This window comes from Cobetia sp., assembly GCF_983723665.1.
The window spans coordinates 1-22876 of record NZ_CFDJES010000036.1; the positions used below are offsets into that span (position 1 = coordinate 1).

The 22876-nt window shown below is 64.4% G+C and carries 22 protein-coding genes; 2 read left to right on the forward strand and 20 right to left on the reverse strand.

Annotated features, from left to right (window positions below; all coding sequences use genetic code 11):
• Window positions 1-189: 189 nt before the first annotated feature.
• Both AC4FAH_RS05560 and AC4FAH_RS05565 read left to right on the forward strand, forming a co-directional pair.
• On the forward strand, window positions 190-1557 hold the full coding sequence (locus AC4FAH_RS05560) for a biosynthetic peptidoglycan transglycosylase (RefSeq protein WP_225347162.1): 1368 nt from the start codon (window positions 190-192) through the stop codon (window positions 1555-1557).
• A gap of 24 nt (window positions 1558-1581) precedes the next feature.
• Complete coding sequence (locus AC4FAH_RS05565) at window positions 1582-2316, forward strand: NYN domain-containing protein (RefSeq protein WP_131432607.1); 735 nt, start codon at window positions 1582-1584, stop codon at window positions 2314-2316.
• A 12-nt stretch (window positions 2317-2328) separates the two neighbouring features.
• Here the strand turns inward: AC4FAH_RS05565 and AC4FAH_RS05570 are convergent, their stop codons facing one another.
• From AC4FAH_RS05570 to AC4FAH_RS05665, 20 genes are all read right to left on the reverse strand, one after another.
• Window positions 2329-2736, reverse strand: a complete 408-nt coding sequence (locus tag AC4FAH_RS05570; protein ID WP_288387873.1) for a 4'-phosphopantetheinyl transferase family protein — start codon at window positions 2734-2736, stop codon at window positions 2329-2331.
• 495 nt (window positions 2737-3231) lie between these two features.
• Entirely contained in the window at window positions 3232-3771 is a 540-nt protein-coding gene (locus AC4FAH_RS05575) for a heavy metal-binding domain-containing protein (protein WP_225347160.1), read from the reverse strand.
• A gap of 214 nt (window positions 3772-3985) precedes the next feature.
• Complete coding sequence (locus AC4FAH_RS05580) at window positions 3986-5245, reverse strand: beta-ketoacyl-ACP synthase (protein WP_225347159.1); 1260 nt, start codon at window positions 5243-5245, stop codon at window positions 3986-3988.
• Window positions 5245-6018, reverse strand: coding sequence for a 3-oxoacyl-ACP reductase FabG (fabG, locus tag AC4FAH_RS05585; protein ID WP_225347158.1), 774 nt, complete (start codon window positions 6016-6018; stop codon window positions 5245-5247). Before fabG ends, AC4FAH_RS05580 begins: the two co-directional genes overlap by 1 nt.
• Window positions 6018-6626 carry a hotdog family protein gene (locus tag AC4FAH_RS05590; RefSeq protein ID WP_225347157.1) on the reverse strand — a complete coding sequence of 203 codons (609 nt, stop codon included), beginning with the start codon at window positions 6624-6626 and terminating at the stop codon, window positions 6018-6020. Before AC4FAH_RS05590 ends, fabG begins: the two co-directional genes overlap by 1 nt.
• Window positions 6620-7939 carry a beta-ketoacyl-ACP synthase gene (locus AC4FAH_RS05595; protein WP_225347156.1) on the reverse strand — a complete coding sequence of 440 codons (1320 nt, stop codon included), beginning with the start codon at window positions 7937-7939 and terminating at the stop codon, window positions 6620-6622. The genes AC4FAH_RS05590 and AC4FAH_RS05595 overlap by 7 nt, the downstream gene beginning before the upstream one ends.
• Window positions 7932-8747, reverse strand: a complete 816-nt coding sequence (locus AC4FAH_RS05600) for a DUF3261 domain-containing protein (protein WP_225347155.1) — start codon at window positions 8745-8747, stop codon at window positions 7932-7934. Before AC4FAH_RS05600 ends, AC4FAH_RS05595 begins: the two co-directional genes overlap by 8 nt.
• Window positions 8748-8756: 9 nt before the next feature.
• A complete protein-coding gene (locus AC4FAH_RS05605; protein WP_286988443.1) occupies window positions 8757-10148 on the reverse strand; it encodes an NAD(P)/FAD-dependent oxidoreductase in 1392 nt (463 codons plus the stop codon).
• 84 nt (window positions 10149-10232) lie between these two features.
• Entirely contained in the window at window positions 10233-12689 is a 2457-nt protein-coding gene (locus AC4FAH_RS05610; RefSeq protein ID WP_225347153.1) for an MMPL family transporter, read from the reverse strand.
• Window positions 12686-13291, reverse strand: coding sequence for a LolA-related protein (locus tag AC4FAH_RS05615; protein WP_225347152.1), 606 nt, complete (start codon window positions 13289-13291; stop codon window positions 12686-12688). The genes AC4FAH_RS05610 and AC4FAH_RS05615 overlap by 4 nt, the downstream gene beginning before the upstream one ends.
• Complete coding sequence (locus tag AC4FAH_RS05620) at window positions 13291-13803, reverse strand: acyl-CoA thioesterase (RefSeq protein ID WP_225347151.1); 513 nt, start codon at window positions 13801-13803, stop codon at window positions 13291-13293. Before AC4FAH_RS05620 ends, AC4FAH_RS05615 begins: the two co-directional genes overlap by 1 nt.
• 14 nt (window positions 13804-13817) lie before the next feature.
• Window positions 13818-15422 carry an HAL/PAL/TAL family ammonia-lyase gene (locus AC4FAH_RS05625; RefSeq protein WP_225347150.1) on the reverse strand — a complete coding sequence of 535 codons (1605 nt, stop codon included), beginning with the start codon at window positions 15420-15422 and terminating at the stop codon, window positions 13818-13820.
• 113 nt (window positions 15423-15535) lie between these two features.
• Window positions 15536-16579, reverse strand: coding sequence for a lysophospholipid acyltransferase family protein (locus AC4FAH_RS05630; RefSeq protein WP_225347149.1), 1044 nt, complete (start codon window positions 16577-16579; stop codon window positions 15536-15538).
• Window positions 16576-17439: a glycosyltransferase family 2 protein gene (locus tag AC4FAH_RS05635; RefSeq protein ID WP_225347148.1), complete on the reverse strand. Its 864-nt coding sequence runs from the start codon at window positions 17437-17439 to the stop codon at window positions 16576-16578. Before AC4FAH_RS05635 ends, AC4FAH_RS05630 begins: the two co-directional genes overlap by 4 nt.
• Entirely contained in the window at window positions 17436-19469 is a 2034-nt protein-coding gene (locus tag AC4FAH_RS05640; RefSeq protein ID WP_490245755.1) for an ApeI family dehydratase, read from the reverse strand. Before AC4FAH_RS05640 ends, AC4FAH_RS05635 begins: the two co-directional genes overlap by 4 nt.
• A 126-nt stretch (window positions 19470-19595) precedes the next feature.
• Window positions 19596-20213 carry a COG4648 family protein gene (locus AC4FAH_RS05645; protein ID WP_225347146.1) on the reverse strand — a complete coding sequence of 206 codons (618 nt, stop codon included), beginning with the start codon at window positions 20211-20213 and terminating at the stop codon, window positions 19596-19598.
• Window positions 20210-20482: an acyl carrier protein gene (locus tag AC4FAH_RS05650; RefSeq protein WP_043331449.1), complete on the reverse strand. Its 273-nt coding sequence runs from the start codon at window positions 20480-20482 to the stop codon at window positions 20210-20212. Before AC4FAH_RS05650 ends, AC4FAH_RS05645 begins: the two co-directional genes overlap by 4 nt.
• Window positions 20472-20741 carry a phosphopantetheine-binding protein gene (locus AC4FAH_RS05655; protein WP_043331448.1) on the reverse strand — a complete coding sequence of 90 codons (270 nt, stop codon included), beginning with the start codon at window positions 20739-20741 and terminating at the stop codon, window positions 20472-20474. Before AC4FAH_RS05655 ends, AC4FAH_RS05650 begins: the two co-directional genes overlap by 11 nt.
• Window positions 20742-20886: 145 nt before the next feature.
• Window positions 20887-21690, reverse strand: coding sequence for a lysophospholipid acyltransferase family protein (locus AC4FAH_RS05660; RefSeq protein WP_225347145.1), 804 nt, complete (start codon window positions 21688-21690; stop codon window positions 20887-20889).
• A gap of 8 nt (window positions 21691-21698) precedes the next feature.
• Window positions 21699-22412 carry a beta-ketoacyl synthase chain length factor gene (locus tag AC4FAH_RS05665; RefSeq protein ID WP_225347144.1) on the reverse strand — a complete coding sequence of 238 codons (714 nt, stop codon included), beginning with the start codon at window positions 22410-22412 and terminating at the stop codon, window positions 21699-21701.
• Window positions 22413-22876 lie beyond the last annotated feature (464 nt).

The window sequence follows — 22876 nt, forward strand, 5'->3', positions numbered from 1 at the left end:
TACAAGCCGCCATGGCCAGCCCGGAACTGCTGTGTGAAATTACCGTGGTCGCCGCTGTTAAGTAACTCGCAGTATGGTTTTCCTAACCCCGGCAGAGATTTCTCTGGCGGGGTTTTTTATTATTAGTCGTTTAGGGTATAAGTGTTAAGAAATGTTTTCTTTGCATGATGGGCTTATAGGTGGTTTTGGATGAATAGTGGCGATAACCCAGGTTGGAAGCAGCACTACCCAACGTTTAAGTTTGATAATAATGAAATGATTCTTGAAGAGTATAGGTCAGCGTCAAAAACGTTAGAAACGGAAGAGAAGGTCTTCTTGAGCGCGGCTAATATCGCGATTGTAATAGGTGCAGCATTCGGTTCACTGACTTTAGGTAAATTGGAAAGCATTACAGGTAATAAAGATTTTTTGATGCCAGTTGAGTCTATGCTTTTTGCTTTTCTCATTATCACTATTCTATTTACTGTTCTATTTTTGTTTCATTTTGCTGCAAGACAAAAATCAATAGTATATGCGGCTAGAAAAGTAGTTGTTTTGAGAACTGTGCTCGGTGTTAAATATGGTGAGTTTCAGCTCGTTCTTCCTAATTGGCGGATTGAAGGAGCTAATGAACCATTTGCCATACGTATGTTTCCAGGCTGGAAAACTTACGTAGCATATCCATGCTATGCCATATCAGGAATCTCGGCTTTTGTAATATATTTTATTTTGACTATTTTGTTAGATGTAGGCGGGTTGTCAATAGCTTCTACTTTGAATGCTGATCTGGTTGTCTCTGTTCCAGCATCATTCCTTGCTTTTGTTGCCTTTTGTTTCCTATATAGGCACGCTTTGCTAGATAAGCACGAGAGTATGCTTCTTGTTTTTACTCAGTATGTGTCTAAGCTACTCTCGTTAAAAGTCGAGGAGCGAATAGAGCATATTGTTTATCATGCAAAATTATCTGTATACGAAGCTCAGAGATTAAATATTGACTTAAAGGCCCTCAAGCAAATTGCAGTGCGAATAGAGGATAAAGAGTTTTACCGTCACAGCGGTGTGAGTTGGAAGGGGCTTGCAAGAGTTATATTGTCCTCGTTGAAATTGCACCCAAGGTCAGGTGGCTCGACTATTACACAGCAGTTAGTTCGTACATTGTTTATAAAAGATTTTAGTAAAACAAAAAGAAGAAAGATTGTAGAGATACTTTTAGCCAAGTGGTTTACTAAAGTTATAGATAAAGACGAGCAGCTAGATATGTACTTGTCTTCCGTAAGGTATGAGTTCAGGGTTATGGGGGTAATTCAAGCATCTAAATATTTCTTTGGGGGTATCGAGCGTAGCTTCTCTATTGCGCAGTCATTCTTCTTGATAGAGCGTTTATCAAATGTCAGGTCAAAAATATATGGCAAGAGGATTAGACAGATATTACAAGCTTTACTCGATGATGATAAAATTTCCATGGATGATGTCGTGAAAATTATTGAAATATATGATGAAATGGTTGCAAAGGGACTGGTTGAAAATAATACTACTGAAGGTGTTGAGTACTTAAGAAATAATTTTTGTAACCACTAAAACTTCTAACAAGGGGATGAGCTGATGGCTGGAGAGCAACGGATTGCGCTTTTGATAGATTGTGACAATGTTAGTCATAATTCAATTGAAGGGGTTCTAGAAGAGCTTGCAAAATATGGTGTGGTTAATGTCAGACATGCCCATGGTGATTGGAACAGCCCTTTGCTATCAGGATGGATTGAAAAGCTTCATCCAAATGCTATAAGGCCTATGCAGCAGTTTGCCTTTACGAAAGGTAAAAATGCTACTGACTCTGCAATGATTATAGATGCTATGGATCTCCTCTATAGTGGTAATATTGATCTTTTTGCGCTCATGACTAGTGATAGCGATTTTACACCATTAGTCTTGAGGCTGCTTGAAGGAGGATTCCCTGTCTATGGTTTTGGAGAGCAAAAGACTCCGAGACCTTTTGTAGATGCTTGTTCGACATTTATATATACTGAAAAATTGTATTATGAAGAGCCAGTTACGGATATACCAGATGATAGTAGCCAAGTTCCAAGATGTAGGAATGAGCTTAGAAGTGATACAGCATTAGTCAATTTGCTAAGAAACGCTGCAGAGCAATCTTCAGAAGACGATGGGTGGTCTTTATTAGGCCGAGTGGGACATTATATGTCTAATAAAAGTTCTTTTTCATCTATTAATTATGGGTATAAAAAGCTTGGGGATTTAGTTAGAGCATCAGAACTGTTTTCCATAGAAATGCGTGGCAATGGAACTGCCATGTATATCAGAGATGCTAGGAAATCCTGAGCTTAAGACGCATTATCTTATTAACTTGAACGCCGCCTCATACCTCACCCATTCTCGATAAAACCCGTCCAGTCGTTCTGTCTCGCTGAGGTGTGATGCCTCGGCGAGGTGTTCGCGTGCGTCCTGGGGCAGCATGGCGATGCGGGCGTCGAGGTCGTGGGCGTGGCGGGGGTTGCGGTATTCGAGGTCCAGCCCGAGCGGGGCGGTGGCGAGGCCGACGAGTACATGGCCGTGGCGGTGGGCGATGGAGACGTAGAAGCCTGCCGGTAGCGCAGGGTGATGGGGTGCCTGGCCACGCGGCGACCAGTCGGTCAGTGGCAGCACAATGCCTTGGGCCGCGGCGAGTTCACCTAGCAGGAGGCGAGCGAGGTGTGACTCGGCTTCACGTTGCTGGCGACGGCGGGCCTTGGCAGATGACACGGGGGTGTCCGCGTTATCCACATCCGGCTGGCGAGCGCGCAGCGAGCGACGGCGTGAAGCATCCGCCGAGGAGTTGATAGAGGGAGCAGCCGAATCAGCACAGGATGCTGGCAGCACACACGCCTCGGCCAGCCACAGGCGGGCTGGCCGAGGGGATGATGCAGAGCAGTGATTCGCCAAGGCGCGGGCAGCGCCGCCAGTCGCAGACGCCAAGGAAGCGGCGAGGGCGTGGGGATCATGCGAGATCAGCGGCTCAATGCTTGGCCGCCCGACGCTCAGCGGCTCAATGCATGGCGAATCACTGCTCAGCGAACCACTGCTCAGTGAACCAGTGCTCAGCGAAGCGGAGCCATCCGCTGCAGCATGCCCCAGCACCACGCAGCGGTAGGCGGGGTGGTCGGTCGGGCGCGCCGCAGGCTCGATTGCCGAGTTATCCTCAACCGGCTTACTTGTCTCGCTCACACCCTCGCCTTGCCTGGCCGTCATGATGGCGAATCAGTTCTTCGGATGCAGGATCACCAGATCCCCACGCAACGCGACGCCCGCGACGATATTACCCGCATGGCACTCGTACTTCTCGCTGCTGGAGTAGGGCACCTTGTCATAGTCGCTGCGAATGTTGATGACCGCATTGGCCCCATATTCGCGCGCCTTTTCCTGCAGCTCACGCAGCGCCGACAGGAACACCCAGCGACAGGCTTCCGCATCGCTCTTGTTGGTGGCGTTGGTCTTCGGGTTCACCCGCGCCCAGCCGCGCTTCTCGATCCGCTCGTAGGGCTGCTTGTCACCGAAGAAGAAAGCCACGTCCTTGCCCAGTCGCTGACTGGCCGCGGTGCTGGCCATCACCGGCATGATCGGCAGGAAGTGCTGCGTGTCCCGCGCCACCGCCGGGGCGGAGGCCACAAGCCCCGCAGAGCCGAGCAGCAGTGCAGACACCAGTGTCAGCACACGCGAGGCGCGACCCGAGCGAGTGCGCGTGGCAGGTGCCGTGGAACGTTTCGAGGATGCGAGCGACTGAGCAGAACGTGACGCCATCTGAGACCTCTCCTAACAGGGTGATTGACTGGCGCGACGCCAGTGAATAGCGCCGTCAGCCAGCCAGGGGCGTGAGCCAATCACACCATAGACCATGCAGCGGGCGCGTATCTTGCGCCAGATCCGACCCGCTGCAAAGTCGTACGTTGGCGACACCCTGCAAAGGCGTCAGCGCGAAGCGTGATGACTGGCGCCAGATCAGATTGCCAGTGACTCACTCGCCCTGCCAGCGACGCAGAATCAGCGAGGTATTGATGCCACCGAAGGCGAAGTTGTTGCTCATCACGGTGTCCGTCTCGATCTCGCGGCCTGCGCCGGTGAGGTAGTCGAGCTGCGCACAGCGCGGGTCGAGACTGGTGAGATTGGCGGTGCCGTGGAACCAGCCATCACGCATCATCTCGATGGCGATCCAGGCCTCCAGCGCGCCACAGGCGCCCAGCGTATGGCCGGTGTAACTCTTGAAGGCGCTGATCGGCGTGGAATCGCCAAACACCGCATGGGTGGCATGGCTCTCGGCGATATCGCCGCGCTCGGTGGCGGTGCCATGGGCGCTGACATAGCCGATCTCTGAGGCCTCGACACCGGCATCCTCCAGCGCCATGCGCATCGCGGCCTCCATCATGTTGGCGTCCGGCTGGGTGACGTGACGGCCATCGGAGTTGGTGCCGAAGCCGAGAATCTCGGCGTGGATGGTCGCGCCGCGCGCCAGGGCGTGCTCCAGCTCTTCCAGAATCAGCGTGCCGGCGCCTTCACCGATCACCAGGCCATCACGTTCGGCATCGAAGGGCCGCGGTGACAGGTCCGGGCGCTCATTGCAGGTGCTGGTGGCGAACAGGGTATCGAACACGGCGGCGTCGGCGGCGGACAGCTCCTCGCAGCCACCGGCGACCATCGCGGTCTGGCGGCCGAAGCGGATCGCCTCATAGGCGTAACCGATGCCCTGGCTGCCGGAGGTGCAGGCGCTGGAGGTGGTGTGAATCCGCCCCTTGATACCGAGAAACACGCCGATATTGACCGGCGCGGTGTGCGCCATCATGCGGATATAGGAATTGGCGCTGAGCCCGTCGGTGGAGTGGTTGAGCAGCATGTTGCCGAAGTCGGCCACCGCATCCGGCTCACCGGCCGAGGCGCCGTAGGCGATGCCCATCTGGCCGCTCTCCTTGAGCGGGCTGTCACTCAGGCCGGCCGCTTCCAGCGCCAGTTCGCTGGAGCGGGTCGCCAGCTGCGCCACACGGCCCATGCTGCGCAGCGCGCGACGGTTGTAGTGACTGGGCAGTTCGAAATCGTTGACCGGCGCGCCGAGGCGGGTGTTGAGGCCGTCGTACTTGTCCCAGTCCTCGATATAGCGGATGCCGGTGCGCCCGGCGGCCAGGTTGGCGCGCAGGGTCGGCCAGTCATTGCCGATGGGCGAGAAGCCATGCATGCCGGTGACCACGACACGTCTGCCGCGCAGTGCCTGAGAGGAAGTCGTCATCAGAACATCCCCCCGTTCACCGCGATGGTCTGGCGGGTGATGTAGCCGGCGTCCTTCGAGCACAGGAAGGCCACGGTGGCGGCGACTTCCTCGGCTTCCCCTGCGCGGCGCATGGGAATCATCTTCAGCGCCTCTTCCATCTCGACGCCTTCGGTCATCTCGGTGGCGATGACGCCCGGTGCGACGGCATTGACGGTGATGCGGCGCTTGGCCAGCTCCACCGCAAGTGCCTTGACCGCGCCGATCAGCCCCGCCTTGGCGGCGGAATAGTTGACCTGACCCCGATTGCCCATCATGCCCGACACCGAGGATATCACGATGATGCGCCCCGGCTTGCGGCGGCGTACCAGCGGCATGGAAAGCGGCTTGATGACGTTGTAGAAGCCATCGAGGTTGGTGCGGATCACGCTGTCCCAGTCTTCATCGGTGAGCGCCGGGAAGGCGTTGTCGGCATGGATACCGGCATTGCAGACCACCCCGTAGCAGCAGCCGTGGGCCTCGATATCGGCTTCCAGCGCGCTGCGTGCGGCGTCACGGTCGGCGACATCGAAGCTGAGGATGCGCGATTCGCCGCCCAGGGCGCTGATCTCACGCGCGACCTCCTCGGCGGCGTCACGGCGCGAGCGACAATGCAGCACCAGGTTGTAGCCTTCGCGGGCCAGACGCAGCGCGATGGCGCGGCCGATACCACGGCTGGAGCCGGTGACCAGAATCCACTCGCGTGCTTCAGGGGCAGCGGTGGCAGTTTCAGTAGCGAGGGGTGTGACAGACATCAGACATTACCTTGCGATGAGGCACCGGCAGCATCCTGCTGTCCGGGTGAGGATTCTTGTGCGGTCTCTTGCGTAGACGCCGCGGAGGGCAGCGGCTCGGGCGCCGGCTCGAAGACATTGACGCCGGCACGCGCGACAGTGGCGCCGTGCTCGTCGCTGATGGTGGCCTCGAAGGCGCCCAGCCCGTTGTCGGCGCGATAGTCGAGCTGAACATGAATCAGCCAGCGACAGTCGCAGGAAAAGGCGGCGACTTCGCTCTCATAGCGGCGACTCCCGAGCAGAAAGCCGACTCGCGGCGGCTGGCCGCTGCGCGCAGCCTGCAGGCCCGACCAGGCGGCGATGGCCTGCGCCATCCACTCAAGCCCGACCCAGGCGGGAATCACGGCCTGGCCGTCGTCGTCCGGCTCGGCGAACAGATTGTCTGGCGTCGGGGTGATGTCGGCGCTCAGCGAATGCTCGTCACAGCGCAGCACGCTATCCAGCAGGCACATGCCGGCATCATGGGGCACATAGGGGCCGATGGCGCAGGGCATGGCGGGATAGCGCGCCTCACGGGGCTGCACCTCAGCGCCAGCAAGGGAAACTGAGTCGGTGCTCGGGGTCAGCATGCAGAGGACTCCGGGTCGGTGGTGTGGCGCTCCAGCACCAGCGAGATATTGTTGCCGCCGAAGGCGAAGGCATTGCTCATCACCCGCAGCGGCGGGGTCTCGGGGCGGTCACGATAGACGATGTTGAGCGCAGGCAGCGTCGGGTCCAGCGCCTCACGCGGCGTGGCATGCGGCGGCAGGCGGCCATGTTCCAGCGCCAGCCAGCAGAAGGCGGCTTCCAGCGCCCCGCAGGCGCCCAGCGTATGGCCGGTAAGGGCCTTGGTCGAGCTGACGGCGGGCAGACGGGCGTGATCGATATCAGAACCGGTGTCAGAGTCGGCATCTGCACCGAACAGGCGGCTGATGGCGAGGCTTTCCATCGCGTCATTCAGCGGCGTGGCGGTGCCGTGCAGGTTGATGTAGTCGATCTCACCGGGGGCGCGGCCGGCACTGGCGAGCGCGCCGCGCATGGCGGCCTCGGCGCCGCTGCCATCGGGGCAGGGCGCGGAAATATGGTGGGCATCGCTGGATTCGCCGACGCCGGTCAGCTGTACGCCGCCGCGCTCCGGCGTGACCACGAACAGTACTGCGGCCTCGCCCAGATTGATGCCATCGCGCTCGGCTCCCAGCGGCTGGCTCTGCTTGCGGCTGACGGCCTCCAGACTCATGAAGCCCTTCACCGTCATGTGGCACAGGCTGTCGGCACCGCCGGCGATCACCGCATCGCACTGGCCGGAGGCCAGCAGACGACGTGCACTGGCCAAGGCCTTGGCGCTGGAGGTGCAGGCGGTGGACAGGGTGTAGATCGGCCCACGCGCGCCGCTCAGCCAGGCGACACACTCGGCGGGTGCGCCCAGTTCCTGACGACGATATTCAAAGCTTTGCGGCCAGCTGTCGGCGCTCGGCGTGCCCTGGGCGACGGCGGCGCGCTGGGCGTCCATCGCGGCTTCCGTCTCGCCGATGCCGGAGGTGCTGGTACCGAGCACCACGCCAATGCGCTCCGGCGCGATGCCCTGACGCTTGAGGGCTTCAAGTTCCGGTGCCAACTGCTCAAGCGCGGTGGCCAGCAGGCGGTTGTTGCGTGAGCGCAGCGGGGCCGGCCAGTCGCTGTCATCCACCAGCCGCGCGGTGACGCGCCCCAGCGACAGCGGCGTGCCGGGGCTGAAGTCATCACTGACACGCAGGCCACGGCTGGCGCTGAACAGCGCACTGCTGATCAGGCCGTGGTCTGCGCCCAGCGGGCAGACGATGCCGGGGCGAGACAGGCGGCAGGCGTTGCCAGTGTCGCGGCCCTTGGGGGTAGCGGTGGCCACGGTTGCAACAGATTCAGTCATGCGCGGGAGCTTCCGGTGAGTCGTCAGGGGCGTTCTGTGTGCTGGGCGCTGCCAGCGGTTCCAGCGTCAGCTGCATGTCGGCCGCCGGGTCGCGCAGGGTCACGCTGCCACTGGCATCGCGGGTCAGCTCGGCGATGGTCACACCATCTTGCGTGATGATGCGCTGCGCGGGCTGGCGACTTTGTTGCCAGTCGCCGCGTTGTACCAGCTGCCAGCCTGTGTTCGCAAAGGCGTCATCGATCGCGGCCTGCGGCCAGTGCACCCAGGCGATACGTCGCGCCAGCCAGTCGGCGCTGAAGGGCAGCTTCTCGAGTACCTCGGGGCGTGCCTTCTCGAAACGGCTGCCGTCGGCATCATGCACCAGCGTCAGCAGGCGTTGGCCCTGCACGCTGAGCATGACCAGCCGCATGGCCTCGGGCGATTGACGCAGTACGCCGATGAGAGGCGGCAGATTCTGCTCCTGCGCACCCTCGCCAGCCTCGGCATCCACAGCGACAGTCCGTTTTGCGTTGTCATCACTCTCTATACGCGCCACACGCAGAATCAGACGTTGGGTACTGGTCTGCTCGAGACTCGCCAGCGCCGGCATCGGGCTGGCAGCCTCCAGCGGCTGTGGGGCGAGCAGGCTGCAGCCGCTCAACAGCAGCGTGGCGGCCACGGCAAGGCTGGCCAGCCCGAGGCGGCTGCGCAGCCCTGCTGAACGCAGCCCGACTGTGTGCAGCCCAGTAGAGCGCAGCCCTGCTGAGCGCAGCCCGACTGTGTGCAGCCCAGTAGAAACAGCGTGAGAGGCGAAAGACATGTTTTTCATGACGCTACTTTACCTGTTCTCGCCGACGCTTGCTGCGCGGCCGAAGGCGCTGAGGTCAGCGAGCGAATCGCTTTCCGGCACCGCGTCTGGCGCGAGTGTCTGCTCGGGCGCGGTCAGTCTGGCAAGGGCCGTCAGGCGGCGGCGACTGGCACTGACGAAGGGGTTGGTCGTGTCCCAGGCGTAACCGGCGAGCACCGCGCTGATCATCTGGCGAATCCGCGCATGCGGCTCGGGATGATAGATGATGTCGGTCAGACGGCTGTCGTACCAGGCGGTGACGAATTCGCGGAAGACCTCGATGCCACGGCGCAGCGGCTGCTCATATTCGCTGGCCCAGTCGGGGCGCTGCTCATCGCGGGTCGCGGTAAGCTCACGCCCGACCAGCGGCGCGGCACGCAGCGCCGATTCCAGCGCGATGGTCACGCCGGAGGAGAACACCGGGTCCAGAAATTCTCCGGCATTGCCGAGCAGCGCATAGCCCGGGCCATGCAGGCGACTGACATCGGCGCTGTAACCGCCCAGCGACTGCACGGCGTTGGCCGGTCGAGCATCACGCAGCAGCTCCGCCAGGCGCGGTTCTTCCATCACCCACTGCCACAGGCGTGTCTGCGCATCGTCCTCGGCGGCAGGCTCGATCAGCTCGCGCGGGCCGACCACGCCCAGCGAGGCGCGGCCATTGGCGAAGGGAATCAGCCAGTACCAGACATCGGGATGCGTAGGATGCGAGGCGATCAGGATATTGTCGCGGCGATAGCCCGCGGCGGGCGGCGCGAGGTCGGCGATGCCATCGTGGACATGGCCGAACAGCGCCATGCGCGGCTCCAGGCGCGGGTCACGCTCAAGCGATTCGAGGCGCGCCAGCACGCGGCCATAGCCGCTGGCATCCAGCACGAAGGCGGCCTCAAGCTCGCGGCCATCCGCCAGCGTGAGGCGTGGCCCCTGCGCATGGCCGGTGGCGTCGCTCTGCGCGGCGCGAGCCGGAGTGAAGCCCGTGACCGTGACACCGAATTCGACCTCGGCGCCCGCCGCCCGCGCGCCCTCGATCAAGCGCTGATCAAAGTCGGCGCGCTCTACCTGCCAGGTGGTGCCGGGGCCGTCGCTGAACTTGTCGCGGAAGTCGATCACGCGATGCTCGCCGCGGCGGGTGAAGGCCGCACCGGTCTTGCGCTGATAGCCACCGGCGGCGGCGGCCTCCATCAAGCCGCAGGCCTCCAGATGCTGCATGCAACGTGGCAGCAGGCTCTCGCCGATGGAGAAGCGAGGGAAGTGGCTGCGCTCCAGTACGCGCACCGCATGGCCCGCGCGTGCCAGCCACGCCGCCGCCGCCGCGCCGGCGGGTCCGGCGCCGATGATGATGACTTCCTTGCGTGGTGGGTTGTTGCTGCGATCTGCCGATTCCATGGCATCGTCCCCTGTCGTTGTCGTTATGTGTACATGCTGCGCTGCGTTCCCTGCGGCTTGCTTGTCTTTCGCTTCAGACCCGCCTCAACTGCGCGCGAAGGGCACCAGACACCAGGTGGCGCTCAGCCCCAGCAGGCAGGCCAGCCCCAGTGCCGCCAGCGCCGGTGTCTGACTGAAGCTCAACAACCCAAAGGCTAGCAGGCTGGAGGCGCACGACAGCGAAATCGCCAGCAGGCTGGCCTGCGATGCACGGCTGGTGCTGGTCTGTGCTGCATCTGACGCTGGAGCTGATAAAGAGCGGCGCGCAGGATGCTCGGCACAGAAGATGCCAGCACTGCTTTTTTCTGCGCTGCGCGCGGGATGCTCGGCACAGAAGATGCCTGCATCGAGGCCAATCCCCAGTACCAGCAACAGGCCCAGCAGGTGGAAGAGGTTGAGGCCGACGCCTGCCAGCGTCAGGGCCGCCAGCGTCAGCACCAGTCCGCCCAGCGGCGGCAGCAGGGCTCGCCAGGTGCTGCGGCGATAGCGCAGCGCCAGCAGCAGGCTGATCAAGACCACCGCGCCGCCGACCAGCCAGGCCATCTCGCTGCTAATCCTGCCCAGCGTCGTCGAGAGCCTGGCGACCTGATCGACATACTCGAGTCTGTCGTCATCCGCGGCGAGGCGCGCAAGCGCTGCGCTGCCCTCAGCCGTGACATCGCCGAAGCGCACGATGCCGATGGCGGCGCGGCGCGAATCGAGCCACAGTCGCTGGCCCATCTCACCGGCGGGCAGCGCGACCCAGTCCGCCGGGCGCAGCGGGTGGGCGTCTGCGATGGCCTGCTCGGCACGCGTGACTAGCTCGGGTGACAGGCCTGCGGTGCTCAGCACCTGGGGCAGCAGGGTGCGGGTGCGCTCACGCATGGCGCCGAGATTGGCCTGCTGCTGTTCAAGCGTCGGCAGTTGCTGAGCGAGGCTCGCCCAGTGGCCCAGCTGCTGGCGTGCATTCAGCTGCTGGAAGGTGTCTTCCAGCGCATGCAGGCGCGTGAGCAGGGCGGCGTCAGTCTCGGCCTGCACGATCAGGTAGCGCAGGCCATCCGGTTCGGCAAGCAGGCGCTGGACCTCGCGTTGCTCGTTGATCAGAGACGCAGGCGAGGGGTTGAGCTGCGTGAGGCGGTCATCGCTGCGCAGTCCGTAGAGGCTGGCAAGCGCAGCCATCAGCAGCAGACCCAGTGCCTGCCAGCTGCGCTTGCCGGGAATGGCGCGCGCCAGACATCCTGCGGCGCGGGCGGCGGGGGAGTCCTCGCGGGTGGCCTGTGCCGGCAGTGGCAGTTGCGGTAGCCACAGGCGCACGCTCAGCCAGGCACCGATCAAGCCGAGCGCCGCGAACATGCCCATCTGGCGCAGGCCGGGCATCGGCGTCAGGGTGATGGCCAGATAGGCGGCGAGGCTGGAGCACAGTCCCAGCGTCAGGCCCGGCCACAGCGCGGCGAGCCCGCCACGGCCATGCGTCGCCAGACGGCGCATGCACTCCAGATGCAGCACATAATCGATGGAGATGCCGATCAGGCTGGCGCCGAAGGCCAGCGTCAGCACATGCAGGCTGCCGAAGGCCCACCAGGTCAGCGGCAGCGCGAACAGCACACCCGTGGCCACCGGCACCAGCAGCAATGGCAGCCGACGCGGGGTGCGGAACACCGCCCATAGCAACAGCAGCACGCCGATCAGCGAGCCGAGCCCGATGGTCGACATCTCCTGCTTGGCCTGTTGCGCGCCGTTGCTGGCATGGAAGACCAGTCCGGAGCGCAGCAGCTGGACGTCGGGATAGTCGGCCTTCACGCCATTCACGGCCTGCTCCAGCGCCTGCTGGTCACTCATCGCGTAGGCGCTGCCCGTCAGGGTGGCGCTGATCAGCCGATAGCCGCTACCGCCTTCTTCGCTGTTCTGCTCATCACTGTCCTGTTCGTTACTGGCTGAGCCAGCGGAAGCCGGCGCGCGCAGCAAGAGCTGGCCGCCGGACAGCGACAGGTTGGCGGGCGTCAGCCAGCTCTGCCAGGCGCCGGCGAGACCGAAGGGATCGCGGATCAGGTCGCGCTGGCCGCCGGGCTGGAACAGTTGCCTGAGGGCGCGTGCCTGCCAGTCATCGTCACTCAGGCCTGCAAGCGACGGGGCGATCAGGGCCGGCTGGACCTCTGCCGGCAGGCGCAGGCTTTCGAGGCTCTTGCCGTCATCCAGCGTCGCGATGGGCGCGAGCGCCTGACGCAGCGCCTGGGCGGCGGCGTCACGCTGCTTGCGTGCGGCGGCGCTGGCATCGCGACTGCCGACCAGAATCACCAGCCGGTTGGCGGTGTCATCCAGCGATTCGGCGCGCGCTGCCAGCGGGCTGCGCTCCTGCTCTGGCAGCATGGCGGTGATGCGGGTGTCGATCGCCCCACGCCAGGGGCTCTGCGGGACGATCTTCGCGGCCAGCAGCAGCGCGCACAGCAGCAGGGCGGCGGCCCACAGCCAGCGCCAGATGGCGCGATCCAGCCCCTGGCGCGGCTCATGGCTGGGCGATGTCATCGCTCGCAGTGACCGCCGGCGGTGAGCGCCAGCTCAAGGCGGTCACCGTCGCCGCTGTCGAGATTCACGTGTTCCAGCCAGCTGCCACCGTCGATCTCGAGGCGCTCGATGGCCTCGGCCAGCCGGGCATCGTTGGGCGTCAGGCTGGCCTGCCAATCATCCGGCGTACCCGTCAACGTCAGGGAGAAGTGCTCCTCCAGCGCCTGCCAGTCGCCGTGGAAGAAGCTGATCAGCAGCTCCGCCATCGCCTGCTGGTCGGCCGGCAGCGGCTCGCCATTCGGGCCTTGGCCGGCATCGGGGCGCATCTCGAGACGGTCTTCAATCGGCGAAGTGGTTTCCCACACCAGGCCTTCGGGTGCGTTCGGGTCGCCGATCAGACGGAAGTGACCCCGGCTCTCGAGCTCTGCACCGACATCCTCGAGCCAGCGCGTCTGCTGGAAGTCACCGCAGACCGGGGCGGTGCGCGCCAGCTGTTGCGTCAGGGCGCGGGCGTCGAATTCGGCGGTGCTGGTCTTTGAGGCACTGTTCTCGGATGCGCTGGCCCAGGGGGCACCGGCAGTCAGCAGCAGGGCAGTGGCGGCAATGGCAAGGCGCGAAGTCATCACGGTGTTCCTTGTGTCGGGTTCGGGGTGGCAGGCGCATCCTCGTCGCTGGAGCGTGACTGGCTGACTTGCGACTGACTGGCCTGCCAGGCGGCCAGCCGCTCGCTGAGCGCGGCGGGCGAGGCCAGCAGCATCTCGCCATCTTCCAACCCGACGGCGACCTGCACGCTGTAGCCGCGGGTCAGGCGCTTGCCGCTCTCGACATCGCGGATCACGTAGTCGAGCTTGAGGCGGTTCTCCCACTCACGCAGCCGCGCGGTGACGGCGATGCGCTGACCGAAGCGCGCCGGGCCGGCATAGCGCAGGCGCAGGTCGATCACCGGCCAGGCGTAGCCGGAATCGCGCATCTGCGGGTAGTTGTAGTCGAGCATGTCGAGCAGCTTGCAGCGGGCGATCTCGAGATAGCGCACGTAATGGCCGTGCCAGGCGACTTCCATCATGTCGACGTCGTGGAAGGGCACTTCCATCTCTACCGTGGCGGTCGGCATCGGTGTTTCGGCTGGCTGATTCATGGCTTGTCTCTCGTTCATGCGTTGGCCTCGCCGGCGCTCAGGGCCCAATGGCGCTCACGGATGCGCGCGCACAGCAGGCGCAGGTCGGCTTCCAGACCGCGATCTTCCTCGAGGGGCGCGATGTCTTCACGCAGTTCACGGGTGAAGGCGGCCAGTCTGGGCGGCGTGGCGGCTTGACCCGTGATGTCGGCGCGTTGCTCGCTGCCCTGCACGGCGGCGTGCAGGGTGGCGGCGGCGACCTGTTCCACCAGTGTCAGCACGCGCAGCGCATCCCGCGCGGCGATGGTGCCCATGCTGACCTTGTCCTGATTGTGGCACTCGGTGGAGCGCGAGAAGACGCTGGCGGGCATGGTCAGCTTGAGGGCTTCCGCCGTCCAGGCCGAGGCGCCGATCTGTACCGCCTTGTAGCCATGATTGAGCGGCGCGCGTTCGGGCGTGGCACCGCTGAGATTGCTGGGCAGGCCACGGTTGTAGCGGCTGTCGACCAGCAGTGCCAGCTGGCGGTCGAGCAGGTCAGCCAGGTTGGCGACCGCCGTCTTGAGGCTGTCCATCACCATCGCCACATGGCCGCCATAGAAGTGGCCGCCGTGGAGAATCTTGCCGGCCTCGACATCGATCAGCGGGTTGTCGTTGGCGCTGTTGAGCTCGGTCTCCAGGAAGCTGCGCCACCAGCTGAGGCTGTCCTCGACCACGCCGATGACGTGGGGCGCGCAGCGCGTCGAGTAGCGGTCCTGCAGACGCGGCGAGTTGATCGGCGTGGCGTCGACTTCCGGTGCCGCCGGGTGGGCCAGATCATCGCGCAGCCACTGGGCCACGCGGGCTTGACCGGGGTGCGGCTTGGCGGCGAACAGGTCGGCATCGAAGTGGTAGGGGTTGCCTTCCAGCGCCTGCACGCTGAGGGCGGTGATGCGCGCGCTCAGGCGGCTGAGGTAGCAGGTGCGGCCATAGGCCAGCGCGGCGAGAGCCGTCATCACGGCGGTGCCGTTCATCAGCGCCAGGCCTTCCTTGGGGCGCAGCACATAGGGCGTCAGGCCGTGTGCCGCGAAGACCTCGGCCGTCGGGCGCAGCGCGTGGGGCTGGCCTGCGCCGGGGCGCACCCAGACCTCACGCTCGCCACACAGCACGGCGGCGACATAGGAAAGCGGGGTGAGATCGCCGCTGGCTCCCACCGAGCCTTCTTCGGGAATGCGCGGCAGGATGTCGTGATTGAGCAGCCATACGAGGCGCTCCAGCAGCGCCATGCTGACCCCGGAGACACCACGGCACAGCGAGACGAGGCGCACCATCACCACCGCGCGACTGCTGACCACATCCAGGTCCGCGCCCATGCCACAGCCGTGGAAGGTATAGAGATGGCGCGGCAGGGCTTCGAGGTCCTCTGCCCCCTGCACGGCACGCGTCACGGAATCGCCGTAACCGGTGGTGACGCCGTAGACCACGCCTTCTTCCTCCAGCAGGCGTTCCAGCAGGGCCGGGCCGGCCTCGATACGGGCGCGGAAGGCGGCATCCGAAGTCAGGCGCACCTCACGGCGGCCTTCGGCGACATCGATCAACTGCTCGAGGGTGATATCACTGCCGTCGAGAATCAGGGCGGAGGAAGAGGTGGCGGGCTGTGACATGACGAGGTACCTGGCGAAGAGAGAAGCGTGAAAATGCGCTGAACGTGAAGAGCGAACAAGGTGAAGGCCGCAGAGCCGGGCGCGAAGCAGCGTTGCCGCAGGCCCGGCGCGGCTCAGGCGTCCTGTTTCGGAGCCGACGCGCTGTCTGGATTCGACGTGCTGTCAGGCGCCTGATGCCAGAAGTCGAAGAAGTTGAACCACTGCAGCGGATGGCGCTTCACGCGCGCTTCCAGATGACGGGCGTGACGCTGCATGGCCTGCTGGATCCACGCCTCGCGACCGCTGCGCTTGACGGCGCGGCTGTCATCAAAGGGCGCGAAGTCGACCCGGAAACGCGGATGGGCGCCGCCCTGTTCGCGAATGCAGCTCAGGGTATAGACGTGACAGCGCAGCAGCGCGGCCAGCATGAAGGGCCCCTGCGGGAAGGGCGCGGGCTGATCGATGAAGTCACAGTGCAGCACGCGCGGTGAGGCCGCGGCACTGGCCGGCGACGCGAGTCTGCTGCCTTCTGCTGGAGGGGTGTCTGCCTTGGCATCGTCGGCGGTGGGCGGAATCGGCACGCGGTCGGCGGCGATGACCACGAAGCCGCCGCGATTGACCCGATCGCCCAGCGCCATGGCGGTGGCAGGCGTGATCTCGCTGACCTCGATCATCTGCGGCGGCTTGCGCCCGGTGGCCTGCTCCAGCAGCTGATTGAACTTCTCGGCGTGGCGCGTGTGCACCAGCGCGCACAGATCGATGTCGTGGCGCTCGCCGATGGCATTGATCACATCCAGATTGCCGTGGTGAGCGACGAGGATGATGCCGCCCTCGCCACGCAGCGCGGCGTCGCGCAGGTCTTCCGGGCCGGTGCCGGTCAGCGAGGTCAGCGGAATCTCGCCGCTCCAGGCCGAGACCTTGTCCATGATCGCCTCACCGAACTGCATGAAGTGGGCGAAGCTTCTCGTCCATAGGCGCACGCCGCCAAGCTCTGGCTCGAGGCGCTTGAGGAAGTCGAAGGAGGCACGCCGCGCCACCCCGCGCAGCAGGAAGTACCACACCAGCACCGGAAACAGCGCGATACGAAACGGCCAGGCACCTAGGCGACGACGAATCGTCACCATCAGGCGCATGCCAGTGGTGGAGCCGGTTTCCGACAGGCGTGCCCAATGGGTCATTCGTGTTTCCCCTTCGCATCGTCAGGCTGCGAGGGGCGACTGACATGAGTGGATGATGTCCTGCCATTGCGTCCCGACAGCGTGCGCCAGGCAAGTTTCGGTGAGCGCAGCAGCATGCCGAGGAACAGCCGCGTGTGCATGGCGCTGATCAACAGGTTGTCGTGACCGGGGCGGAAGTGGCTGACGCCTCCGGTGGGATAGCTGACATGCACCGGCAGGTTGGCGACCTCGCCATCGGCCCAGTACCAGCGCACCAGCACCTCGGTGTCGAAGGACATGCGATCGCCACAGTCATGATGCGCCAGCAGCCGGTTGGTGGCGGCCAGCGGATAGAGGCGCACGCCGCACATGGTGTCGCGGATGGCCAGCGACAGGGTGTTGATCCACACCCAGATGTGCGAGGCGTAGCGGCCATAGAAGCGGATGCGCGGCACGCTGGCGTCGTATTGCGGATAGCCGATCTGCAGGCAGTCGGGATTTTCCTGCATGCCGTTGAGGAAGGCGGGCAGATCACTGACGTCGTGCTGCCCATCGGCATCCACCTGCAGGGCATGGGTGAAGCCGAGCTGCTCGGCAGCCTGCAGGCCGCTGCGCACGGCAGCGCCCTTGCCGCCATTCTGCTCACGGCGCACCAGGTGATGACCCTCGGCCGCCAGCTGATCCAGCACCTCGGCGCAGGGCGCGCTGCAGCCATCATCCACCAGCACGATGGGCAGCCCGAGCGGTGCCAGACCCGCGCACACGCCGGCGATGGTGGCGGGGTGGTCGTAGACCGGAATCACCACGCAGGCGCGCAGTGGCGACTCGCTGACGGGGGGAGAGGGTGTGTGGCCGGTCATCGGCGCCTGGGGCTGGCTCATGACGCCTCCGGTGTGGGTGTCGTCTGGGGCGAACTGAGTGGTGGGCTGAGGGGCGAGCTATCAGCCGCGCTATCGGTTTCAGCACCGTAGCGCAAGCGGCCACTGGCGTGCAGGCCCGCGCGGGATTCCAGGCGAAAGTCGACGCGCAGGCCGTGACTGTCGGCGACCAGTGTCGCGGCCAGCGTAAAGCGCATGCCCGGCAGCAACAGGTTGGAGAACTTGATGCGCTCCAGACGCTGAAAACGGCTTTCCTGCACGCCGACACCCGCCAGGCGCAGGCGGCGACCGAGATCGCGAGCCCATTTGAGCATCACCACGCCGGGCACCAGTGGCTGGTCAGCGAAATGCCCCTCGAGGTAGCACAGGCTGTCGGGCACCTCGGCTTCCAGCGTCAGCTGCTGCGGACCGCTGGAGGTTTCGCCCAGCCAGCGTGGCAGACGATGATCGTCGAGATCGGCAAACAGCCGCGCGACGGAATCCGCCGTGAACTTGCCCTGGGCATTCAGCGGCAGGCGCGTGACGAATCGCCAGTAGCGCGGCAGGGCGATGCGCTCGAAACCCGGCATCAGCGCACGGCGCAGACGGGCAATCAGATCACGGCGGCTGGCGTGGTCCTGCGGCAGCGCGCTCTCGTCCATCACCACCACCGCGCCCAGACGATGATCGCGGGTGGGCATCGGCAGGCAACGTACTTCCAGCACCTCCGCTTGCGCGCTGAGGCAGCGCTCCACCGCGCTCAACGAGACCCGCTTGCCGGCCAGCTTGACCAGCCGATCACTGCGCCCCAGCAGCTGAAAGCGTGGCGACGGCGTCTCAGCCGCCACTGGCGCAGCGTTGTCGGCCTGCTGCCACCACTCGTTCGGCTGCTCCAGAAACGGTGAGCGCACGGCGAAGGCGGGCGAGAAGCGGAGCTCGACCTCCGGCAGTGGTGTCCAGTCGGACGTCTCGTGCTGGCGGCGATGCGCGATGCCGCCCGTTTCGGTGCTGCCGTAGATCTCGATCACCGGCGCCTGCAGGCAGTTCTCTGCGTGGCGGGCGGCCTCGGCCGGCAGCGGGGCACCTGAAGAGAAGACCCGCAACACCTGAGCCTGAGCCTGGCCCGCCACGCGGCTCCCGTCACTGGCCTGGGGCAGGCGCGCCAGCTGGGCCGGCGAGCTGACTAGCTGGCAGCGATGCCCGAGGCCGGACAGCTGCGCGATGGCGGCGGCCAGCTGCTCCGGGTAATGACAGGCTTCGCTGAGAAACGGCACCCCTTCGCTGAGCGGGCGCAGCAGCGACACCAGCAGACCGTAGATGTGCTGGTGACTGACCTGGCTGAGGCTGACGGCGCCTGTGCTTGGCTCAGACGCTGAGTCAGTGCCTGAAGCGTCCGTCGCCAGCGGCCACAGCGCGCGATGCACGGCCAGTTCGGCCTCGAGCTGATCGAAGCGCTTGGCGATGCGCAGCGGCTCGCCGGTGGAGCCGGAGGTGCAGAGCTCCAGCGCGAGACGCCCGCCGTCCGGCGTGATCTCGAACGGTGTATTCGGTGCTGCGGTAGAGCCGACAGAGTCGGTAGAGCTGAGAGTGCCGGTAGAGCTGAGAGCTCCGGATTGCTCCGGCGGCCAGCCAGCGGCGCTGGTCTCGGGCAGTTTGCCATCACTGCTCTCGGCCAGGCGGGCCAGGGTTTCCGGGCGGTCATCGCCGGGCAGCACGGCGAGCATGCCGCGCTCCCACAGCGCCAGCAGCTGCACGCAGGCGCCCAGTGTGGTGGGCTGGAACAGCACCCAACGTGCGCCGGGTCGGCGGCCAGCATGCGCAGCGGGCAGGTTGTCCAGCCACTGATGCCAGGCATCGACGCGTGCCATCAGCTCGGCACGACTCAGCGGGCGCAGCGGCTGACCGGGACTGGCCAGCCAGCAGGCCGGCGCCGCGGGCGCGAGTCGGGCGAGCTGGCGCCAACCCTGATGGATGAGGGAGGTGGCGCGCTGGGCGGCGTCTTGCTCAGTGGAGCGTGCGGTGGCGCGGCTGGCAGGCTGGCGGGCATCAGACATGTGAGGCAGGCAACTCTTCAGAAAGTCGAATTCATCTGGGGGCGTATCCACGCCGGGCGTATCCATACATGGATTCAGCTATCGATAGCCGAGCTCATCGATAGCCAAGCTCATCGATAACCAGGTTCAGCCATCGGCGCGGCGCAGGCGACGGCGTACCAGCCATTCGCCGCAGAACAGCAGCCCCATCAGCACGTAGCTCACCAGGCCGTTGTAGAGCGTCCAGGTCGCGAGGTCGGCATACAGCGCCGTGGTCGCGGCAACACTGGCATTGAAGACGAAGAAGCCGCACCACACTCGGGTGACCTTGCGGGTATAACGCACGCCGGCGGCGGGCAGATCAGGCTCCTGCAGACGCGCCAGGCGCTCGATCACCGGCATGCCGCGCCACAGACTGGTGGCGAACACGCTGAGCATGGCCAGATTGACCAGCACCGGATAGGCGCGCAGCCCCAGTTCCGCCTCGCTGAGCAGGCTGATGGCGATCAGCAGCGCGGCCAGCGTCAGGCGCAGGATCAACGGCAAGGGCAGACGCTGGATCAGCAAGGCGCCCAGCGCGATCAGTGCCCACACCCAGGGCGAGACATGTCCGCTGGTCGCGTCGCCCACCGGGTCTGCCGTCAGCCGCGAGAGCAGGGCATAGACCAGCAGTGGCCAGCATATGGCGGCCACGACGCCCAGCCCGCCGAGCAGCAGCCTTGGCAGTGACGGACGCCGCCCTCGACCAGAGGACAATGACGTCATGCCTGGCGCTGCATCAGCTGCTCGACGGCGGTCACGACGTCATCGAGGCTGCGTACGCTCTTGAAGTCATTGGCTTCGATGCGTCGGCCGGTGAACTTCTTGAGTTCGACCACCAGGTCCACCGCATCGATGCTGTCGATGTCGAGGTCTTCATAGAGCAGCGCCTCGGGGTGGATGTCAGCGGCATCGATCTCGAACAGCTCGATCAGGGTGCTGCGCACATGGGCATAGATCTCTTCGCGGGACGCGGTCTGTTGCTCAGCGCTCACGACGGGCCTCCACGAGTTCACGCAGGGCATTGAGGCTGGCGAAATGCGCGCGGGTGTCCTCGGCTTCGGCGTCCAGCGTGATGCCGTACTGCTTCTGCAGCGCGAGACCGAGCTCCAGGGCGTCAATCGAATCCAGCCCCAGGCCGTCCACGAACAGCGGTTCATCGGCGACGATGTCGTCCGGCGTGATGTCCTCAAGCTCCAGGGTGTCGATGATCAGTTGCTTGAGTTCCAGTTCCAGCTTGGCGCTATCGCTCATGAGTATTCCTCGTGTCGGCGTACCGATAATGGCCGGTATGAATGGCAGCAGGCTTTATTAACGGCGGGAAGGCCGAATATCTTAATCACTTTTTCTCGCTATCTGATCAACATCGAGATCAGGGGCAGTGCGGATCAGCGCGTTGTCATGACTCGCGAATCCGTCGCTGAAAGGCGGCCAGCTCAGCGGCAAAGTCGCTGGCCAGGCGGCGCGTCAACTGGCGGGCATCGCGTGACAGCGGCACCTCATCCTCTGCTGCCGGTGGCGGTGCGACATGCGCCGTCATGTCCGGCAGTACCTTGATATTGAGCATCACCCGCCGGGCCGGGATGTGATACCAGGGCTCGCCCTTGGTCAGGGTGCTGGGCTGGCAGTCGATCAGCACGGGGGTGATCTCGCTTGGCGTGCGCAGCGCGATGTTGGCGGCGCCGCGGCGGAATTTCAGCGCGCGCCCGGGCACGCTGCGCGTGCCTTCCGGAAACAGGATCAAGGCATTGCCGCGCGCCAGGCTCGCGCCGGCGGCCTCGAGCACGCCCTGCGGCTCTTCATTGGTGATGTAGCCCGCGGCGCGGATGGGGCCACGGGTGAAGGGGTTGCGTGCCAGCCGCCCCTTGACCACGCAGTCGGCGTGGGGAATCAGCGCGAGCAGGAAGACCACGTCGATCAGCGTCGGGTGATTGGCCAGCACCAGCAGGCCGGGACGTTGCAGACGCTCGCAGTCGTGCAGGCGATAGTCGAGCACGCCCAGGCCGCGCATCAGGCCCACGAAGCCGCGCATGCAGTGATGGATGATGCTGCGCGCGAGCTTCTGTCGCTTGTCGGGGCGGCGTACCACCAGTGTCAGCAGGGGCCACATTCCCCCCACCAGCAAGCCGCCCAGCCCGAAGGTCAGGAAGCTGATGGCCGTGGCGATGCCACGCCACAGGCGCCCGAGGGGTGACGACAGCATGCGTGGCATCAGTCTGCTGGCGGCGTCGGTGAGGCGGCGTGAGCGCGGCTCAGCTGCCAGTGATGGCGACGACAGGGGAGCGTCTCAGCCCCGGCCTGCTCGAGCCAGGCGATGACCTCAAGCGGCGTCGGGGCGCTGTCCGTCAACGATTCGCCAGGCGTAGCGCTCAGTGTCCATGCGCTGTCATCGTCACTGCTGCGGCTCAGGCGCAGGGCGACGGCGCTGGCGCAGGCCGGGTAGTCACCGTGGAGCAGGAAGGCCTCCGGCGCGGCGATATCGGAGAACAGCACGATGACGTCCCCGCGCTCGCTCAGATAGCCGAGCGCCTCGCTCATCAGCGCCTCGAATTCGTTGCCACAGGCGGCGAGGGCTTCCAGCGGCTGATGGGACTTGCCGGTGATCGAGTACATGCCCAGCACGGCGTTGTGCACCGAGAGCGAGAAGCGCGCCGGTGACAGGGCTTCGTCGGACTGGGTGGCGGCGTCCAGCAGGGCGAGAATCTTGCCGGTATCGCCATGGCGCGAGGCATGGATGATAGGCAGGTCGGCGTCAGGGTCGAGCGCGAACAGCAGCTTGCAGCAGGCCTGGCCGACCGGGCTGAGTCGACGACGCTGCATGGCCGGGACTTGCTCGGCACGCGGGGAGGGGGTGATATCTACGCGGCTGTCGTGGGCGGTGCGGGACGCACTCGCCTGCCAGGCTCGCCAATCAGTCAGACGCATGAGGTTCTTGTCCGTGAACGCATCGTTGCCATATTGGGGCCTCAGTGTACCGCACAGGGGTTGGGCAGCCCAACCGGACTCAGGCGTGTTGGCACTGAGCAGGCGGCGTGGCTACGCGTGTCGTTGGCAGGATAGCAGCTTGCAGGGCGGCACAAGGCGCCTGACGTGAGGTGTCGGGGTGTGATGTCCTGCGGCGGGTCACCGCTGTGGCGGCGCTGGACAGCGGCAGAAGAGGGTGTAGGGTATCGTCGCACTGAGACTGGCGCCCGGGGCGTCATGGGGTAAAACGCTGAGGACGCACAATGATGACTGTCATCAACAGGCCGGTGGCATGAAGGGTGGCTCGCGGGACCTGCTGCGTAGACGAGCGCGCGCAAGTGCTCGCGCAGGGCAGGCGACCCGAGCGCACTCGCAGGCGCTGATGCGCCTTCTTTCGCTCTCGGAGTGGTTGCCGGTCATCCGGG

Coding starts and splice junctions, on each gene's coding strand:
- AC4FAH_RS05560 (WP_225347162.1), top strand. CDS start 190: ATGAATAGTGGCGATAACCCAGGTTGGAAGCAGCACTACCCAACGTTT.
- AC4FAH_RS05565 (WP_131432607.1), top strand. CDS start 1,582: ATGGCTGGAGAGCAACGGATTGCGCTTTTGATAGATTGTGACAATGTT.
- AC4FAH_RS05575 (WP_225347160.1), bottom strand. CDS start 3,771: ATGGCGTCACGTTCTGCTCAGTCGCTCGCATCCTCGAAACGTTCCACG.
- AC4FAH_RS05580 (WP_225347159.1), bottom strand. CDS start 5,245: ATGACGACTTCCTCTCAGGCACTGCGCGGCAGACGTGTCGTGGTCACC.
- fabG (WP_225347158.1), bottom strand. CDS start 6,018: ATGTCTGTCACACCCCTCGCTACTGAAACTGCCACCGCTGCCCCTGAA.
- AC4FAH_RS05590 (WP_225347157.1), bottom strand. CDS start 6,626: ATGCTGACCCCGAGCACCGACTCAGTTTCCCTTGCTGGCGCTGAGGTG.
- AC4FAH_RS05595 (WP_225347156.1), bottom strand. CDS start 7,939: ATGACTGAATCTGTTGCAACCGTGGCCACCGCTACCCCCAAGGGCCGC.
- AC4FAH_RS05600 (WP_225347155.1), bottom strand. CDS start 8,747: ATGAAAAACATGTCTTTCGCCTCTCACGCTGTTTCTACTGGGCTGCAC.
- AC4FAH_RS05605 (WP_286988443.1), bottom strand. CDS start 10,148: ATGGAATCGGCAGATCGCAGCAACAACCCACCACGCAAGGAAGTCATC.
- AC4FAH_RS05610 (WP_225347153.1), bottom strand. CDS start 12,689: ATGACATCGCCCAGCCATGAGCCGCGCCAGGGGCTGGATCGCGCCATC.
- AC4FAH_RS05615 (WP_225347152.1), bottom strand. CDS start 13,291: ATGACTTCGCGCCTTGCCATTGCCGCCACTGCCCTGCTGCTGACTGCC.
- AC4FAH_RS05620 (WP_225347151.1), bottom strand. CDS start 13,803: ATGAATCAGCCAGCCGAAACACCGATGCCGACCGCCACGGTAGAGATG.
- AC4FAH_RS05625 (WP_225347150.1), bottom strand. CDS start 15,422: ATGTCACAGCCCGCCACCTCTTCCTCCGCCCTGATTCTCGACGGCAGT.
- AC4FAH_RS05630 (WP_225347149.1), bottom strand. CDS start 16,579: ATGACCCATTGGGCACGCCTGTCGGAAACCGGCTCCACCACTGGCATG.
- AC4FAH_RS05635 (WP_225347148.1), bottom strand. CDS start 17,439: ATGAGCCAGCCCCAGGCGCCGATGACCGGCCACACACCCTCTCCCCCC.
- AC4FAH_RS05640 (WP_490245755.1), bottom strand. CDS start 19,469: ATGTCTGATGCCCGCCAGCCTGCCAGCCGCGCCACCGCACGCTCCACT.
- AC4FAH_RS05645 (WP_225347146.1), bottom strand. CDS start 20,213: ATGACGTCATTGTCCTCTGGTCGAGGGCGGCGTCCGTCACTGCCAAGG.
- AC4FAH_RS05655 (WP_043331448.1), bottom strand. CDS start 20,741: ATGAGCGATAGCGCCAAGCTGGAACTGGAACTCAAGCAACTGATCATC.
- AC4FAH_RS05660 (WP_225347145.1), bottom strand. CDS start 21,690: ATGCTGTCGTCACCCCTCGGGCGCCTGTGGCGTGGCATCGCCACGGCC.
- AC4FAH_RS05665 (WP_225347144.1), bottom strand. CDS start 22,412: ATGCGTCTGACTGATTGGCGAGCCTGGCAGGCGAGTGCGTCCCGCACC.